Annotated in this window: 17 protein-coding genes and 7 tRNA genes; 22 read left to right on the top strand and 2 right to left on the bottom strand. The window is 56.3% G+C overall.

The window, feature by feature from the left end; translation table 11 throughout:
• Window positions 1-112 precede the first annotated feature (112 nt).
• The 7 genes from PT964_RS25225 to PT964_RS25255 all read left to right on the top strand — a co-directional run bounded on the left by PT964_RS25225 (window position 113) and on the right by PT964_RS25255 (window position 730).
• Window positions 113-189: transfer RNA gene (locus PT964_RS25225), tRNA-Met, on the top strand.
• 18 nt (window positions 190-207) lie between these two features.
• A tRNA-Val gene (locus PT964_RS25230) sits at window positions 208-283 on the top strand.
• A gap of 15 nt (window positions 284-298) precedes the next feature.
• Window positions 299-375, top strand: a tRNA-Met gene (locus PT964_RS25235).
• 11 nt (window positions 376-386) lie between these two features.
• Window positions 387-463, top strand: a tRNA-Asp gene (locus PT964_RS25240).
• A gap of 13 nt (window positions 464-476) precedes the next feature.
• Window positions 477-552, top strand: a tRNA-Phe gene (locus tag PT964_RS25245).
• Window positions 553-564: 12 nt separating this feature from the next.
• A tRNA-Tyr gene (locus PT964_RS25250) sits at window positions 565-650 on the top strand.
• Between the two features lie 4 nt (window positions 651-654).
• Window positions 655-730 (top strand) — tRNA-Lys (locus PT964_RS25255).
• 111 nt (window positions 731-841) lie between these two features.
• Here PT964_RS25255 and PT964_RS25260 read toward each other — a convergent pair.
• Both PT964_RS25260 and PT964_RS25265 read right to left on the bottom strand, forming a co-directional pair.
• Window positions 842-1405: a beta-class carbonic anhydrase gene (locus PT964_RS25260; RefSeq protein WP_274366139.1), complete on the bottom strand. Its 564-nt coding sequence runs from the start codon at window positions 1403-1405 to the stop codon at window positions 842-844.
• 99 nt (window positions 1406-1504) lie between these two features.
• Window positions 1505-2737, bottom strand: coding sequence for a nickel-dependent lactate racemase family protein (locus PT964_RS25265; protein WP_274366140.1), 1233 nt, complete (start codon window positions 2735-2737; stop codon window positions 1505-1507).
• A gap of 92 nt (window positions 2738-2829) precedes the next feature.
• On the opposite strand from PT964_RS25265, the gene PT964_RS25270 reads away from it, so the two are divergent.
• The 15 genes from PT964_RS25270 (at window position 2830) to hisIE (ending at window position 16091) form a co-directional block, all read left to right on the top strand.
• Window positions 2830-3777 carry an MraY family glycosyltransferase gene (locus tag PT964_RS25270; protein WP_274366141.1) on the top strand — a complete coding sequence of 316 codons (948 nt, stop codon included), beginning with the start codon at window positions 2830-2832 and terminating at the stop codon, window positions 3775-3777.
• 49 nt (window positions 3778-3826) lie between these two features.
• The gene (locus PT964_RS25275) at window positions 3827-4846 is read left to right on the top strand and encodes a PucR family transcriptional regulator (protein WP_274366142.1); all 1020 of its coding nucleotides are present in this window, start codon (window positions 3827-3829) and stop codon (window positions 4844-4846) included.
• 91 nt (window positions 4847-4937) lie between these two features.
• On the top strand, window positions 4938-6056 hold the full coding sequence (locus PT964_RS25280) for an ABC transporter ATP-binding protein (protein ID WP_274366143.1): 1119 nt from the start codon (window positions 4938-4940) through the stop codon (window positions 6054-6056).
• Window positions 6057-6189: 133 nt separating this feature from the next.
• Window positions 6190-7128, top strand: coding sequence for an HPr(Ser) kinase/phosphatase (gene hprK / locus PT964_RS25285; RefSeq protein WP_274366144.1), 939 nt, complete (start codon window positions 6190-6192; stop codon window positions 7126-7128).
• Window positions 7129-7139: 11 nt separating this feature from the next.
• A complete protein-coding gene (gene lgt, locus PT964_RS25290; RefSeq protein WP_274366145.1) occupies window positions 7140-8108 on the top strand; it encodes a prolipoprotein diacylglyceryl transferase in 969 nt (322 codons plus the stop codon).
• Window positions 8109-8133: 25 nt separating this feature from the next.
• Window positions 8134-8787, top strand: coding sequence for a pyrophosphatase PpaX (gene ppaX, locus PT964_RS25295; RefSeq protein ID WP_274366146.1), 654 nt, complete (start codon window positions 8134-8136; stop codon window positions 8785-8787).
• Window positions 8788-9285, top strand: a complete 498-nt coding sequence (locus PT964_RS25300) for an acyltransferase (RefSeq protein WP_274366147.1) — start codon at window positions 8788-8790, stop codon at window positions 9283-9285. It begins immediately after the preceding gene.
• Between the two features lie 149 nt (window positions 9286-9434).
• Window positions 9435-10673, top strand: a complete 1239-nt coding sequence (locus PT964_RS25305) for an ATP phosphoribosyltransferase regulatory subunit (RefSeq protein WP_274366148.1) — start codon at window positions 9435-9437, stop codon at window positions 10671-10673.
• Complete coding sequence (gene hisG / locus PT964_RS25310; protein ID WP_274366149.1) at window positions 10670-11302, top strand: ATP phosphoribosyltransferase; 633 nt, start codon at window positions 10670-10672, stop codon at window positions 11300-11302. Before PT964_RS25305 ends, hisG begins: the two co-directional genes overlap by 4 nt.
• Before the next feature lie 72 nt (window positions 11303-11374).
• The gene (hisD, locus tag PT964_RS25315; RefSeq protein WP_274366153.1) at window positions 11375-12661 is read left to right on the top strand and encodes a histidinol dehydrogenase; all 1287 of its coding nucleotides are present in this window, start codon (window positions 11375-11377) and stop codon (window positions 12659-12661) included.
• Window positions 12662-12696: 35 nt separating this feature from the next.
• Complete coding sequence (gene hisB, locus PT964_RS25320; protein ID WP_274366150.1) at window positions 12697-13293, top strand: imidazoleglycerol-phosphate dehydratase HisB; 597 nt, start codon at window positions 12697-12699, stop codon at window positions 13291-13293.
• An 8-nt stretch (window positions 13294-13301) separates the two neighbouring features.
• Window positions 13302-13943 carry an imidazole glycerol phosphate synthase subunit HisH gene (gene hisH / locus PT964_RS25325; RefSeq protein ID WP_274366151.1) on the top strand — a complete coding sequence of 214 codons (642 nt, stop codon included), beginning with the start codon at window positions 13302-13304 and terminating at the stop codon, window positions 13941-13943.
• Window positions 13943-14674 (top strand): 1-(5-phosphoribosyl)-5-[(5-phosphoribosylamino)methylideneamino]imidazole-4-carboxamide isomerase, encoded by a 732-nt coding sequence (hisA, locus tag PT964_RS25330; protein ID WP_274366154.1) that lies wholly within the window; start codon window positions 13943-13945, stop codon window positions 14672-14674. Before hisH ends, hisA begins: the two co-directional genes overlap by 1 nt.
• Before the next feature lie 8 nt (window positions 14675-14682).
• A complete protein-coding gene (gene hisF / locus PT964_RS25335; RefSeq protein ID WP_274366152.1) occupies window positions 14683-15441 on the top strand; it encodes an imidazole glycerol phosphate synthase subunit HisF in 759 nt (252 codons plus the stop codon).
• Between the two features lie 5 nt (window positions 15442-15446).
• Window positions 15447-16091 carry a bifunctional phosphoribosyl-AMP cyclohydrolase/phosphoribosyl-ATP diphosphatase HisIE gene (gene hisIE, locus PT964_RS25340; protein ID WP_274366155.1) on the top strand — a complete coding sequence of 215 codons (645 nt, stop codon included), beginning with the start codon at window positions 15447-15449 and terminating at the stop codon, window positions 16089-16091.
• Window positions 16092-16422 lie beyond the last annotated feature (331 nt).

Raw genomic sequence — 16422 nt, forward strand, 5'->3', positions numbered from 1 at the left:
ATACCCAAGTGGCTCAAGGGGACCCTCTGCTAAGGGGTTAGACTGCGTAAGCGGTGCGAGGGTTCGAATCCCTCTCTCTCCGCCACCAACGTCTTCAGGAACAATTGAATTTGGCGGCGTAGCTCAGCTGGCTAGAGCGTACGGTTCATACCCGTGAGGTCGGGGGTTCGATCCCCTCCGCCGCTACCATCTTCATCAACTTCATATGGACGCTTAGCTCAGCTGGGAGAGCATCTGCCTTACAAGCAGAGGGTCGGCGGTTCGATCCCGTCAGCGTCCACCATTTTTTTCAAAATATCGCGGGGTGGAGCAGTCCGGCAGCTCGTCGGGCTCATAACCCGAAGGTCGTAGGTTCAAATCCTGCCCCCGCAACCAATTATTAACGCGGAGCCGTGGTGTAGAGGCCTAACATGCCTGCCTGTCACGCAGGAGACCGCGGGTTCGAATCCCGTCGGCTCCGCCATTTTTATTATTAAGGCTTGGTAGCTCAGTCGGTAGAGCAAAGGACTGAAAATCCTTGTGTCGGCGGTTCGATTCCGTCCCAAGCCACCATTTTACTCCCTCGGGGGATTAGCGAAGTGGCCAAACGCGGGAGACTGTAAATCTCTTCTCTTACGAGTTCGGTGGTTCGAATCCATCATCCCCCACCATTTCGAGCCATTAGCTCAGTCGGTAGAGCACCTGACTTTTAATCAGGGTGTCGAAGGTTCGAGTCCTTCATGGCTCACCATTTAAACAAACGGAAATAAAGCGTTTCTCCGCCTCGGCGAAGAAACGCTTTTTTAGTTCGGTAAACGGGCTTTCTTCCTGAAAAGGACGGCAAAGCCCGTTTATCCTTGTATCAGCTCTCGTAACCGTTCACCAGCATATCCAATCGGCCCGTCGTCGGATCGATCACAAGCCCGTGAACCGGCGTGTTTTCAGGAAGCAGCGGATGATTGCGGATAATTTCCACACTTTTCTGCACGCCTTGGGTAACATCGTCAAAGCCGGTCAGCCATCGCGGCAAGTCGATCCCCGAGTGCCGAAGCGTGTCGATCGTTCCTGGGGCAACTCCGCGTTTTTCGGCTTTCCGTATAATATTGTCCGCATTGAGACCGGTCATGCCGCAATCGTAATGGCCGACAACGAATACCTCTTCCGCGTTAAGCTCGTATAACGCTACGAGAATGCTCCGCATAATGTTGCCGAACGGCTGAACGACGATCGCTCCGGCATTGCGGATAATTTTCGCATCCCCGTTCTTTAGGTTCATAGCCCGCGGAAGCAGGTCGATGAGCCTTGTATCCATACAGGTTAACACCACGATTTGCTTATCCGGAAATTTATCGGTTACAAATTGTTCGTAGCCTTTTTCCGAAACGAATTTTTCATTATACGTTAAAATCGTCTCCAACCGGTTCATACTGACAACGCCTCTCCTGTTTGTCTAATTTTTAAAAATTGTACAACACTTATGTAAAAAAGGCACGGACCGTCAAACCGGAGCATGGGCGATTAGAGGCTATTTGACAGGGAAAGTGAGGGCGCCATAAGGCATTACGGCTATTTTCGGCATATCGGAAACCAAATGGGCGATATCCGACTCCAAATTTGTAATCGGTTTGAATCCAAGGAGCTTCACAATCGGATCGGGCATATCCGATAACAAATATACATTATGCTTTGAAGTAACCGCGGCTATGTGTTCAATTTTGTGAGCGCCGATTACATAGTTTTGCTTCAGCTCTTCGGCCGTTGTCGCGATGTCCCCCATCGTTTCCGTCCAAAGCTGAAACGTGCCGTTGCCGAACAGCTCCTCGCATCTGGCGGCAAGCACGATGCTTCCTCCGGGCTTTGTGATCGAGGCGGCATTTTGCAAAGTTTTGACGGCTTGATACAACTGCATGTCTTTGGGGTATCCGCCTGTCGAAGCAATCGTAACATCGTACTTTTCACTGACAGGAACCAAGAACATGGATTTCGCGAGCTCCGTGCCGTGCCGATGAGCTTCTTGTAACTGTCCGGCAGCGGCGCCGACGATATCCCGTTTATGCGTAACGACGACATTCAGTAAGAAATCGATCGGCACCCACTGCAGCGCTTCGTTGAGATCGCGATGGATCGGATTGTTCCTGTTGCCGAGCTCCGCCTTGTAGGTATGGGAAAGCGAATGGTTGGCCTCGATGCTTCGGGAGGATGCGACACCCGGAAATAACGCCTTGGCGCCTCCCGATATGCCCACAAGCCGATGCGGCTCGATATTGCCCGTCGCAATGCGAAGCTCGGCCTGAACGACGCTCGTATTGATTTCCACTCTTGTTCCCAACGAAGTGGTGCCTACATAGGTACAATCCTCGGGCCGGCAAGAATGGTTTTCCACCATCACTCGCGAATAAGCGTCACCGGTTAAGGAACGAAGCTCATCCTCCGTCTGACGCCGATGCAAGCCCAAGGAGACGACGATGCGAATTTTTTCGTCCGGAATGCCGCCTGCATTCAGTTCGTTAATCAGCATCGGAAGGAATACGTATGATGGGCATAGCCGCGTAATATCGCTGATGAGAATGACGGCGTTCGATTTTCCGCGCGCAATATCCCTAAGCGGAGGGGAAGAAATCGGATCGGATAACGCATTTGCTACGATTTCTTTCGGGTCTGACGCAAGGTTCTCGGGAATACGGTACGAAACGATGTCCGGTCGGACCGACGGGGGGAGGGTCAGACGAATATTCCCCGTTCCATAAGCAAGACGCAAGCATACCAACTCCTGTCAACCCAAATTATTTCCGGTATGCGCCTCTCCCATTCCGGCAACGATAAATTTACCTTGAGACGGAGGTGCTTGGGTTGCGCTATGCGATCACCTTGATCACTGCGCTCGGAACGGTTTATTGCTTGGTGCCCGCAGTGCGTTCGCTGGCGCTGCAATACGGCTTTGTAGACCGGCCGGCGGCGAGGAAAATTCATAAGCATCCGATTCCTTTGCTCGGGGGAGTGGCGATTTATGCCGGATGTATGGCTGCGCTGCTGTTATTCATCGGCTGGACGCCGTTGACCGGCGCAATTGTTGCCGGAGGGGCCGTGCTCGTTGCCGTAGGTCTTGTCGATGACGGATTTAAGACCAAAGGCAAAGAATTTCCCGTATGGCCGAGAATCGTCCTCTATATTGCCGCCTCTTTCGTACCCGTATGGTTCGGCATTCAAGTGGCCGGAGTAAGCCGCTGGTTCGGCGGCGGGATGCTGATGCTTCCGGAAGGCATAAACGAATTATTCACGGTTATTTGGATATTCGCACTGATCAATATGTTTAATTTTATCGACGGAGTCGACGGTCTGGCCGCGGGCATCGCGGCGATTTCCTCCGGTACGCTGTTTCTCGTCGCCCTCCTGAAGGGACAACCGCAATCGGCGGCGGCGGCGGCGGTGCTGGCCGGTGCGGCGCTGGCTTTTTTGGCGTACAACTTTTATCCGGCTAAAATTTTCATGGGGGATGCAGGCGCGACGTTTCTCGGGTACGCGCTCGCCGTCGTTGCCGTCGACGGAGCGTTCAAAAGCGCAACCGCGCTATCGATACTCGTACCGATGCTTGCTTTAGGCGTACCGATCCTCGATACGGCCATCGTATTTACGCGCAGGCTGATTCAAGGGAAAGGATTGCACCGCGCGGACAAGCTTCATACTCACCACAGCTTGATGCATTGGGGCTTGAGTCAAAGGCAGACGGTTTCCTTCTTGTATTTGATCGGGGCCGTTTTTTCCTTGTTGTCGATTGTTTTACTCTTAATCCTCGCGTGAGGTGTGTTACAATAATGGCAAACGAAGGATACGAAGGTTGGGCCGGAATATGGAATGGGAGACGCTAAGGGCGCGGTTGGAGCACATTTTGAACAGACGGATCGCTTTGGTGAAAGGCCTCCCGGAACACACCGACAGGGAGCACACCGTCATTGAAACGGCGGAGGGCCGGTATATCGTCATTGAAGGCTCGCTTGCAGCCACGGAGGAAAAGCTGATCGCTCTATTGCTGGAAAGCCAGAGGAGCAAGGCCAGAGTCAATTCCACCTTCTCCGAAGAAGAGCGGCAGTCGCTGCTGCTTTCGTCGTGGATGATGGAGCGGCTTGAGGAAGGGGACGTCGACGCTGCGCTGCCGGAATCGTTTACCGCATGGCCTTCTTTAAGCGGCATGAAAATTCCGATTTTGCTGTACGGCGAATTTTCGGAGAAGCAGCAGTTCTCGTACGGCGAATTAGGCAAGCTTCTTCAATCGTTCTTCGATGCTGAAGTTACGATTATTCCTTTACATAATAAGCAGTGGTTCATTCTCGGCGACGTGTCCTTGCTCGGGGAAGGCAGGGGCGAGGACGGCTTCGAAAGCGCATTGAGCGAATTTGCGTCGGGCTTGCAGGAAATGATCGCGAGCGAGTGGATGGGCGAATGCCACGTAGCCGTTACGTATCCGTTTCAGCCGACGAAGGATTTGATCTCCACCGTCGTATTGCTGCAGGAATTGATCGATTTGGGGCGAGCCTACCGGTTCTCGACCAATATACATATGCCTTGGGAGCTGCGGCTCGAATCGCTCCTGGATAAGGCGCCGGCCGGCGCGAAACGGCGATTTGTAGACAGCGTGTTCAAACGGTCGGAAACGTCGCTCGACGCAGAGCTTGTAGTGACTTTAGAGGCCTTTTTCTTAGAAAACTGCAACGTAAGCGATACCGCCAAAAGGTTGTACATCCACCGCAATACGCTTCTGTACAGACTCGATAAATTCAAACAGGAAACAGGCCTTGACGTAAAGCTGTTCGACGATGCCGTGCTCGTCAAGCTTGCACTCATGTTGTATAAAGTCACAAAGAGAAAATAAGATTTTTGTAAACCTTGTGCATAGTCGAAATTGGGACACTGAGTTATGATGTAAGTATCTTCTTTAACACTAGTAGAGGGGGATTTAAGCAATGGCAGGAGTACGCTTAGAGCACATTTATAAGAGATACCCGGGTTCCGATACACCGTCCGTATCCGATTTCCACTTGGATATTAAAGACAAGGAATTCCTTGTTCTTGTCGGTCCGTCCGGTTGCGGCAAGTCCACAACGCTTCGGATGATCGCAGGCCTTGAGGAAATTTCGGAAGGCAGCTTGTTCATCGGCGACCGTCTGGTGAACGACGTTGCTCCGAAAGATCGCGACATCGCGATGGTGTTCCAGTCTTACGCCCTTTATCCTCATATGAACGTTTACCAAAACATGGCTTTCGGTTTGAAGCTTCGTAAGTTCAAGAAAGCCGATATCGATAAGCGCGTTCGCGAAGCTGCGAAGATCCTCGACATCGAGCACTTGCTCGAGCGTAAGCCGAAGGCTCTTTCCGGCGGTCAGCGTCAGCGTGTCGCCCTCGGCCGCGCGATTGTCCGCGAACCGCAAGTATTCTTGATGGACGAACCGCTTTCCAACCTTGACGCCAAGCTCCGCGTGCAGATGCGCGCTGAAATTTCCAAGCTTCACAAGCGTTTGGAAACGACAGTCGTATACGTAACGCACGACCAGACGGAAGCTATGACGATGGGCAGCCGGATCGTCGTTATGAAAGACGGCTTCATTCAGCAAGCCGCAACGCCGGAAGAAGTATACAACTATCCGGTAAACATGTTCGTAGCAGGCTTTATCGGTTCCCCGGCGATGAACTTCATCAACGGTAACCTGAGCGAAGAAGGCGGCGAAGTTCGCTTCAAGGCTCCGAACGTCAACGTCGTTGTGCCGGAAGGCAGAGCGAAGACGCTTCGCGAGCGCGGCTACGTAGGCAAAGAAGTCGTTCTCGGCGTTCGTCCGGAAGACATTCACCAAGAGCCGATCTTCTTGGAGGCTTCCCCGAACAGCATTGTGAGCGCAAAGATCGAGGTTGCTGAGAACCTTGGTCACGAAATGTTCCTGTACCTTGCAGGTATCGGCAAAGATACGATCATCGCTCGTGTCGACGGCCGCGCAGGCTTGAAGGAAGACACGACCGTGAAGCTTGCGTTCGATATGAACAAAATTCAAGTGTTCGACAAGGATACGGAGAAGAACGTATTGCTCTAATACAATACAGATAGCGCGCAGCGATTCGTCGTTGCGCGCTTTTTTGCGTTCCCGCAGTCCGTCAGGTTGATTTCACAAGGGGTTTCCTATACGATGGAAAAAAAGACAAGCGGTTATGGGAGACGAAGGTAACATGCCGAAAAAAGTGAAAGCCGCGGACCTAGTGCAGCATTTTTCGCTAGAGGTGTTGGCCGGCGAAGACGGACTGAAGCGTCCGATCACAGTAGCTGATTTGAATCGCCCGGGATTGGAGCTTACGGGATACTTTACTTACTATCCGAAGGAGCGCGTCCAGCTGATGGGCATGACCGAGCTGACCTTCTTCGAAAGCTTGACGGAGCCGCTTCGCAAAGAACGCGCGGCAAAGCTGTGCACGGAAGAGACGCCTTGCATTCTGATTACAAGAAACTTGAACGTGCCGGACGAGCTGCTGGAAGCGGCGAAGGAGCACAATATCCCGCTCCTGCGCAGCGGACTGGCGACAACGATTCTTATCAGCAGAATTACAGGATTTCTTGAGAATCGGCTGGCGCCTTCGACTACGATTCATGGGGTATTGGTGGACGTATACGGAGTAGGCATGCTGATTACCGGCTCGAGCGGCATCGGCAAGAGCGAAACGGCGCTGGAGCTCATCAAGCGGGGGCATCGGCTTGTAGCCGATGACGCCGTTGAAATCAGCCAGACGGCCGATAACACGCTGTACGGCAATGCGCCGGATTTGATCAAGCATCTTGTGGAAATACGGGGCCTCGGAATTATTAATGTCATGACGCTGTTCGGCGCAGGCGCCGTCCGCAATGTGAAGAAAATATCGCTCGTCGCCCGCTTGGAAAACTGGCAGCAGGAGAAACAATACGACAGGCTCGGATTGGATGAGGAATTGACGCGCATTCTCGATACCGATTTGCCGCTCATTACGATCCCGGTTAGACCCGGACGGAACCTTGCGGTCATTCTCGAGGTTGCGGCGATGAATTACCGCCTGAAGCGGATGGGCTTTAACGCTGCGCTTCAGTTTACGAACCGGTTAACGGAAACGATCGATCACGATTACGACGATATGGAATGAGGGCGGCATACATGAATCTTGCTTGGGTTCTTAACCCGATCGCATTTCGGCTGGGCTCCTTGGAAGTACACTGGTACGGCATTATTCTCGGCACGGCCGCTTTAGTCGGCTTGCTGCTTGCAATCCAAGAAGGCAAAAGGTTTCGCATCGTTCCCGACTTCTTCATGGATTTGCTGCTGCTCGGCGTGCCTTCCGCCATTGTCGGCGCAAGAATTTATTACGTCGCCTTCAGCTGGCAGGATTATAAAGACAACCCGATCGATATATTTAAGATTTGGGAAGGCGGCATCGCGATCTACGGAGCGTTGATCGGCGCGGTTGTTGCCGGGTATATCTTCATCCGGCGCAGAGGATACAACTTCCTGAGAATTGCCGATATATGCGCGCCCAGCCTCATCGTCGGCCAAATGATCGGCCGCTGGGGGAACTTTATGAATCAAGAGGCGTACGGAGGACCGGTCAGCGAGCAATTTTTACGGCAAGGGCTTCACCTGCCGAACTTCATCGTAGATCAAATGTACATTGAAGGAATGTATCGCCACCCCGCATTTTTGTACGAGTCGGTTTGGAACTTGGCGGGGTTGATTCTTCTGCTGGTACTGCGGCGTCAGTCGTTCGTCCGGGCGGGGGAAATTTTTTTCACCTACATCGCCTGGTACTCGCTCGGCCGCTTTTTCGTGGAAGGGACAAGGATCGATTCGCTGGCGTTTACGGGACCGGATTGGCTCGCTTCGTTCCTTAACGCGCTTTGGACGCCGATGCTGCTGCTGGCGCCGGCGGGCCATATGGAATACGGGAACATTCGCGTATCGCAGCTGCTTGCCGTAATTTTATTGTTAGCGATGATTGTGACGATGATTGTCCGGCGTGTGAAGGGATATGCCGATGTGCGGTATTCCGATCCGATCGAATCGACCCGCCGGCTGCCGGGTGAAAGTAACGCCTCGGCAGACACTCCGCAAGGGACAAACAACGGATAAAACCACTTTGAGGGGATTGGGCAGCATGATCCGCACGGTATTGTTTGACTTGGACGGAACGATTCTGGATACGAACGAGCTCATCTTTCGTTCCTTCGAGCATGTATGGCAGCGGTTAGGCTACGACGTCACCCGCGAACAAATGGTTCCTTACATGGGCGGAAAGCTTCACGACATGTTTCGGGATTTAACCGGAACGGACGATCCGGGGGCGGAGGACATGATCCGCATATACCGCGAGTATAACTTGGCCTATCACGACGAGCTCGTTGTCGAATTTCCGCACGTGAAGGAAGTGCTTGGGCGGTTGTCGGAAGCGGGAATTCGCATGGGCGTCGTAACGACCAAGATCCGCAAAACGACCGAAATGGGTCTCAAGCTGTGCGGGCTGTTCGAGTATATGGAAACGCTGGTTACGCTGGACGACGTGGAGCGGGCCAAGCCCGATCCCGAGCCTGTACTGCTGGCTTTGGAACGAATGGGTGCGAACGCGGCGGAGACGCTGATGGTCGGCGACAGTCCGGGCGATATTTTATCGGCTAGGGGAGCGGGGGTCGCTTCGGTTGCCGTCGGTTGGACGCTGAAAAGCAAGAAAGAGCTGATGCGGTACGAACCAAATTACTGGATCGACGATTTGCGGGAGCTGCTGCCGATCGTCGGCTTGGCGAGGGATGAATAGTTGGCCAGGAGACTCGAGAAATATCCCGTTCCGGATGACGGAACGAACGCCTTATGGCAAATTTACCGCACGGTGAGCCCTTGGAAGGCCGTGCGGAATTTTATTTTTATCCAAATATCGAGATACACTCCGATCCTGGGCACGAAGCGTTGGATATACCGGCGCGTACTCGGCATGCAGGTAGGGGAACATACCGCTTTCGCGCTGATGGTGATGCCGGATGTGTTTTTCCCGGAGCGCATTAAAGTGGGGCGCAATTGTGTGATCGGCTATAATTCTACGATTCTAGCTCATGAATATTTGATAAAAGAGTACCGCTTGGGGGACGTAATCATCGGCGACGAGGTGATGATCGGCGCCAATACGACGATTTTGCCCGGCGTTGTCATCGGCGACGGCGCCGTTGTGGCCGCGGGTTCGGTTGTTCATCGGGACGTGCCGCCGGGCGCATTCGTCGGGGGCAACCCGCTGAGGGACATTAGGCAGTCCGGGGGATGATGGAAAAGCTGCGGTAAGGGCAGAAACATCGTTGACCGATACTACATTCCGTGTTATATTTACGAAAACAAAACGCTTTGCTTTGCTAATTAGGTAGCACTTCACAGCGCTAAAGCGAAAGGCAAGCATGCTGCTAGGAGGCTTCACCGGTGTCGAAACCGAAAGTGTTTGAAAAACCGATCGGGGTCAAGGATTATTTGCCCGAAGCGGTGGAGCGGCTTCGCCGGATTGAGAGAAACGTGCTGGAGTGCATGAGCCGCTGGGGATACCGCGAAATTATGACTCCGACGCTTGAATATTACGATACGGTCGGCGTCGCCAGCGCCACCGACGACCGCAAGCTGTTTAAATTGCTGGACCGCTGGGGAACAACCTTGGTCATGCGTTCCGATATGACGGCGCCGATTGCGCGGGTTGTCGCTTCGCTGCTGCGGGAAAAGCCGCTGCCGCTGAGACTTTCTTATCACGCGAACGTGTTTCGCGCCATCGAAGAGGAGGCCGGACGCAGCTCGGAGTTTTATCAGACGGGCGTCGAGCTCGTCGGCGACTCGAGCGCGGAGGCTGACGCCGAAGTGATCGCGCTGTCGATCGCCTCGCTGAAGGCGGCCGGCGTCCGGAAGTTCCGCGTCGCGATCGGCCACGTCGGGTTTATCGACGGGCTGTTCGAGGAGACGCTGCCGGGCCTCGAGAACGAACAGGAGGAGCTCAAGGATTTCTTGTTAAGGCGCGACTATGTCGGCTATCGCGATATGCTCTCCCGGCTGGGGCTGGCTTCACAGCACAGTGCCGCCTTGGAGGGCATATTGCGGCTTCGCGGAGGCCAAGAGGTATGCGAGCACGCTTTCGCCTTGTCGGAGAACGAGAAGGCGCGCGAAGCCATTCGCCATCTGTGCGAGGTGCTGGACGTGCTGAAGGCGTACGATGCGGTGAGCGACGTCATTATCGACCTGACGATGACGGGGACTTATAACTATCATACGGGCCTTACATTTGAAGGCTACGCGTCCGATCTCGGCTTCCCGGTATTGAACGGGGGCCGGTACGACAATTTGCTGGGCTGGTTCGGACGGCCGGCGCCGGCGACGGGCTTCTCGCTGAAGACGAACCGGATTTTGGAGTATGTAAGCTCCGGCTCCAGCTCCGGCGGCGCCGGCGAAGAGGACGGACGGCGCCGAGTGCTGATCGTATATACGGCGGAGCATCGCGAGGAAGCGCTCCGCAAGTCAAGGGAGCTTCGGACACAGCCCGATACGGTTGTGACGACGCGCAGGGTAGACCGAGACCATGAACCGCTAAAGGATGTATCGGTGCGAGCGGACGGAATTCATGAATGGAACGGCGGCTTGTACGACGAGATTATGACGTTCGGAAGGGGGCTGCAGCGATGAGCGACGTATTGCGAATAGCGATGCCCAAAGGCCGCATTTACCGCAAGGCGGCGAAGCTGTTTCAGGAGGCGGGGCTTGCGCTGCCGGACGATCTGGACGATTCGCGCAAGCTGATCATTCCGATTCCCGAGCTCGATATGGAGTTCATTATGGCGAAGCCGGTCGATGTGCCGACGTATGTGGAATACGGCGTGACGGACTTGGGCATCGTCGGCAAGGATGTGCTGGTGGAAGACAACCGGGATGTCTACGAGCTGCTCGATCTCGGAATCGCACGCTGCCGCATGTCGGTTATCGGACTGCCCGATTGGAAGCCGACGCTGCATCCTCGGGTCGCTACGAAATATCCGAATGTGGCGAGCAAATATTTCCGCGAGCGCGGGCAGCAGGTGGAAGTGATCAAGCTGAACGGCTCCATCGAGCTGGCTCCGTTAATCGGCTTGGCGGACAGAATTGTGGATATGGTAGAAACCGGCACGACGCTGCGCGAGAACGGGCTCGTGGAGATGGAGACGATGTTCCAAATTACGAGCCGACTCATCGCGAACCGCGTCAGTTACCGAATGAAGAACGATGCGATTCAATCGTTGTGCGACCGGCTGCAGTCGGTCATTTCGGTTGAAGTATAAGAACAGGACAGCATAATGGATAAAAAGGTTGCTTATATACAGGACGGCAATAAGCGGCAAGGGGGAAGCGGGATGCGCATCATCCGGGCGGAACAGTTTCAATTGGATCGCAGAGTGGATTCGGGCAATGAAGTGGAGCAGCGGACGGTAACGGCAGTCATCGAGCAGGTGCGCTCGAGAGGCGATGCGGCGGTATTGGAGTATGCGAAGGAGTTCGACCGCGTGGAGCTGACTGCAGATGCGCTCCGCATCACGGAGGAGGAAATGAAGGCGGCATACGATCAAGTCGATCCGGCCTTCGTCGACGCGATTCGTGCCGCCGCCGCCAACATTCGCAGCTATCACGAGAAGCAGCGCAGGCAGTCGTGGATCGACATGCAGGATAACGGAACGACGCTGGGCCAGGTCGTGCGGCCGCTGCGCCGGGTCGGCGTCTACGTCCCGGGCGGCAAGGCGGCTTATCCTTCGTCGGTTATGATGAACATCATTCCGGCTGTTGTAGCGGGCGTGAAGGAGATCGTCATGGTGACGCCGCCGGCGACGGGCGGGAAGGAAGGCATCGACCCGTACATTCTTGTAGCGGCGGCCGAGGCCGGCGTCACCGAAGCGTACCGCGTCGGCGGCGCGCAGGCGATCGCCGCGCTCGCCTACGGCACGGAGACGATTCCGGCCGTCGACAAAATCGTCGGGCCGGGCAATATTTACGTCGCGCTGGCGAAGCGGCTCGTGTACGGCGTCGTCGATATCGACTCGATCGCGGGGCCGAGCGAAATCGTCGTCATCGCCGACGACGGGGCGAACCCTGCGTATGTGGCGGCGGACCTGCTGTCGCAGGCGGAGCACGACGAGATGGCGTCCGCCGTACTCCTAACGCCGTCGGCCACGCTTGCTGAGAAGGTGCAAGCGGAGGTGGCGCGGCAGCTGGATGCGCTGCCGCGCCGAGCGATTGCCGCCGAGTCGATCGAACGGCATGGGGCGATTCTCCTCGTCGATACGCTCGAGGAGGCGTTCGCCGCGAGCAATCGGCTCGCGCCCGAGCATCTGGAGCTGATGGTGGCGGAACCGTTCGGATGGGTCGGCCGCGTCGAGAACGCGGGCGCGATTTTCCTCGGCCCGTACAGTGCCGAATCGGTCGGCGATTATTTCGCGGGACCGAACCACGTGCTGCCGACGAACGGGACGGCGCGCTTCTTCTCCCCGCTGGGCGTGGACACGTTCTTGAAGAGGTCGAGCCTGATCTCTTACTCCCGCGAGGCGCTGCTTGAGAACGCGGACAAGATTATGACGCTTGCGCGGCATGAAGGCTTGGAAGGGCATGCGAGGGCGATTAGCGTTAGGTTGGATTCGGAATCGGTGTGAAATAGAAATTTTTAATATAGAAGGACGTGGGGAGTATGAGCGAACAGAAACGTTCGGCGAGTATTGCGCGCAAAACGAATGAAACGGACATCAAGCTGTCGTTCTCGGTCGACGGGACGGGAAGCTCGAAGCTGGAGACGGATGTGCCTTTTCTGAACCATATGCTGGATTTGTTTACGAAGCACGGCCAATTCGACTTGACCGTAGACGCGCGGGGCGATGTGGACATCGACGACCATCATACGGTCGAGGATATCGGCATTTGCCTCGGGCACGCTTTGAAGGAAGCGCTCGGCGACAAGCGCGGCATTAAACGGTACGCGAATGTATTCGTCCCGATGGACGAGGCGCTCGCTCAAGTCGCCATCGACGTTAGCGGACGGCCGCATTTGGAATACCGCGCGGAATTTCCGTCGGCGAACGTCGGCAGCTTCACGGTTGAGCTCGTTCATGAGTTTCTGTGGAAGTTCGCTTTGGAATCGCGCATTACGCTCCACGTCATCGTTCACTACGGACGAAATACGCATCATATGGTCGAAGCCGTGTTTAAGGCGCTCGGACGGGCGCTCGACGAGGCGACCTCGATCGACCCGCGCGTGCAAGGAGTTCCTTCGACGAAAGGAGTGCTCTAATCGACATCATGATTGCGATCATCGACTATGGAATGGGCAACCTGCACAGCGTAAGCAAAGCTGTCGAACGGCTCGGCTATGAGGCGGTCGTCACGTCCGATCCGGAGGCGATTCTCGCCGCCGAAGGAGCGATCCTCCCCGGGGTCGGCGCCTTCGGCGACGCTATGGCGCTCATGCGCGAGTCCGGGCTCGATCGGACCGTTCGGGAGTACGCCGCATCCGGCCAGCCGCTGCTCGGCATCTGTCTTGGGATGCAGCTGCTGTTTACGGAAAGCGAGGAGCACGGGACGCATGAAGGCTTGAACCTGCTTCCGGGGCGGGTTGTGCGGTTTCGGGGCGATTTCAAGGTGCCCCATATGGGCTGGAACAAGCTGCAGACGGTTCGTGAGCATCCGCTGCTCGCCGGCACGGAGAACGGCTACGCCTACTTCGTGCACTCGTATCGCGTCATTGCGGATGAACGCGCCGACCTGCTTGCAACTGCCGATTACTACGGCGAAGTGTCCGCGGTCGTCGGCCGGGGGCAAGTGTACGGCATGCAGTTTCATCCGGAAAAAAGCGGAGATATCGGCATGAGGCTGCTCGGTAATTTTCTGGCGTTAACCGGGGCGCCGAAGGCGATTTTGGCGGGAAGGGAATCGTTGCGATGATGAGTACGTTCATTATATATCCCGCGATCGATATTCGCGGCGGCAAATGCGTTCGCCTTCTCCAAGGCGATTACAATCAAGAGACGGTCTACGGCGACCGTCCGGCGGAAATGGCGGTCCGCTTCGAGCAGGCGGGCGCGCAGTGGCTGCACGTCGTCGACCTCGACGGCGCGAAGGAAGGGCGTCCGGTTAACCTGGACGCGATTGAAGCGATCGTTCGGGAGGTGCGCATGCCGGTACAGGTCGGCGGCGGGCTGCGGACGATCGAGGATGTCGAACGGCTGCTGGACTTAGGCGTGAAGCGCGTCATTCTCGGCACGGCGGCGATCGAAGACCGCGCGTTCGTCGAGAAGGCGCTGGAGCGCCATGGCGAAGGCATCGCCATCGGCATCGACGCGCGCGACGGTTACGTCGCTACGCGCGGCTGGCTCGAGACGTCGGAGGTGCGCGCCGACGAGCTTGCTGTGGCGCTGGCCGGTGCCGGCGCACAGACGTTCATCTTCACCGATATTCGGCGGGACGGGATGATGCAGGGGCCGAACGTGGAGGCCATTGTGGGGCTGGCGCGCGCCTGCGGGCGCAGCGTGATCGCCTCGGGCGGCGTATCGACGTACGCCGACCTGGAGCGCCTCGCCGAGCATCGCGGCGAGGGTGTCGCCGGCGCCATTACGGGCAAGGCGCTTTACACCGGCGCCATCGATTTGGCGCAGGCGCTGGAAAGGCTGGTGTGACTGCAGCCATGCTGACAAAACGAATCATCCCATGCTTGGATGTAAAAGACGGACGCGTCGTTAAGGGCGTCAACTTCGTCAATTTGCGCGATGCCGGGGACCCGGTGGAGCTTGCGGCGTTGTACGACCGCGAGGGCGCTGACGAGCTCGTATTTCTCGACATATCCGCTTCGCACGAAGGACGCGCTACGATGGTGGAAGTCGTCCGCCAGACGGCCGGCGAAATTACGATCCCGTTCACAGTTGGGGGCGGCATCTCCTCCGTGGACGACATGAAGCGTCTGCTGCGTGCGGGCGCTGACAAAACGGGCATCAACACGGCGGCGGTGAGGAATCCCCAGTTGATCAGCGAGGGAGCCCGCAAGTTCGGTAGCCAGTGCATTGTCGTCGCCATTGACGCCCGCTTCAATCGCGAGTGGGGCGAGTGGGAGGTTTACACGCACGGCGGGCGCAACCCGACCGGGCTTCGAGCGGTTGCGTGGGCGAAGGAGGCGGAGCGGTTAGGCGCAGGAGAGCTGCTTCTCACGTCGATGGACGCCGACGGCACGAAGGACGGCTTCGATCTGCCGCTGACGCGCGCCGTTTCGGAAGCGGTCGGCATCCCGGTCATTGCGTCGGGAGGTGCGGGCACCGCGAAGCATTTTACGGATGTGTTCACCGAGGGTAAGGCGGATGCCGGGCTTGCGGCGACCATTTTTCATTATAAAGAGCTGTCCATCCAAGAGGTTAAAGATCATCTCAGAAGCGAAGGGGTTGAAGTCCGGTGAAAGCAATGACAACAGACGAGCTTCTCGGCGGCATCAAGTGGGACGAGCGCGGATTGGTTCCGGCCGTCGTGCAGGATGCGAACACCAAAGAAGTGCTGATGATGGCATACATGAACGAGGAGTCTTTGCGGCTTACGCTGGAGAAGGGCGAGACGGTGTTTTGGAGCCGTTCGCGAAGCGAGCTCTGGCATAAAGGCGCGACGTCCGGCAACACGCAGAAGGTCGTATCTCTGCGGGTTGACTGCGACGGCGATACGCTGCTGATCGACGTCGTGCCGGCGGGTCCGGCGTGTCATACGGGCGAGCAATCCTGCTTCTACAGCGGTGTGACGGTTGGAGACGGCGCCGATGCGGCGGAGAACCGGTTCGACATTATCGAGAAGCTGGAGCGTACGATCGCCCAGCGGGAGCGGGAACGGCCGGAAGGCGCTTATACGACGTACTTATTCGATAAGGGCATCGATAAAATTTTGAAGAAGGTCGGCGAGGAAGCGGCGGAGGTCATCATTGCGGCCAAAAACCGCAGCCCGGAGGAGCTTCGTTACGAAGCGAGCGATCTGATTTTCCATATGCTCGTGCTGCTGCAGGAGCAGAAGCTGCCGCTGGACGAGGTGCTGAAGGAGCTGGCGCAGCGGCATAAGCCGGACTGAACATTACGACCTTAAGGCCGCGTGCGGCTTTAAGGTTTTCTTGTTTATGTATGGGAGACGGATAAAAGATGTCGCGCGGCGGGAAAGTGGCAGGGTTAGCAACAAACTTTGGTGCAAACCCGGTCGTGCGGTGGACGGAGGAGGCGGGGAGCAACAAAATAGCAACACTATGAGTTGCTATCAAGCCCAAAACCGACCCCTCCAGAAAATAGCCACACCTGGAGTTGCTATTCGCGGTAAAATCGCCCCAAATCGGCCGGTGAAGCCCCAATAGCAACTCGTAGTACACTAGCCTTGCATAAAAGTTGGGGAGAGCACGATGGTGGATCTG

Origin of the sequence: Paenibacillus thermotolerans, assembly GCF_028745515.1 — a bacterium.
GTDB lineage: Bacteria > Bacillota > Bacilli > Paenibacillales > YIM-B00363 > Paenibacillus_AE > Paenibacillus_AE thermotolerans.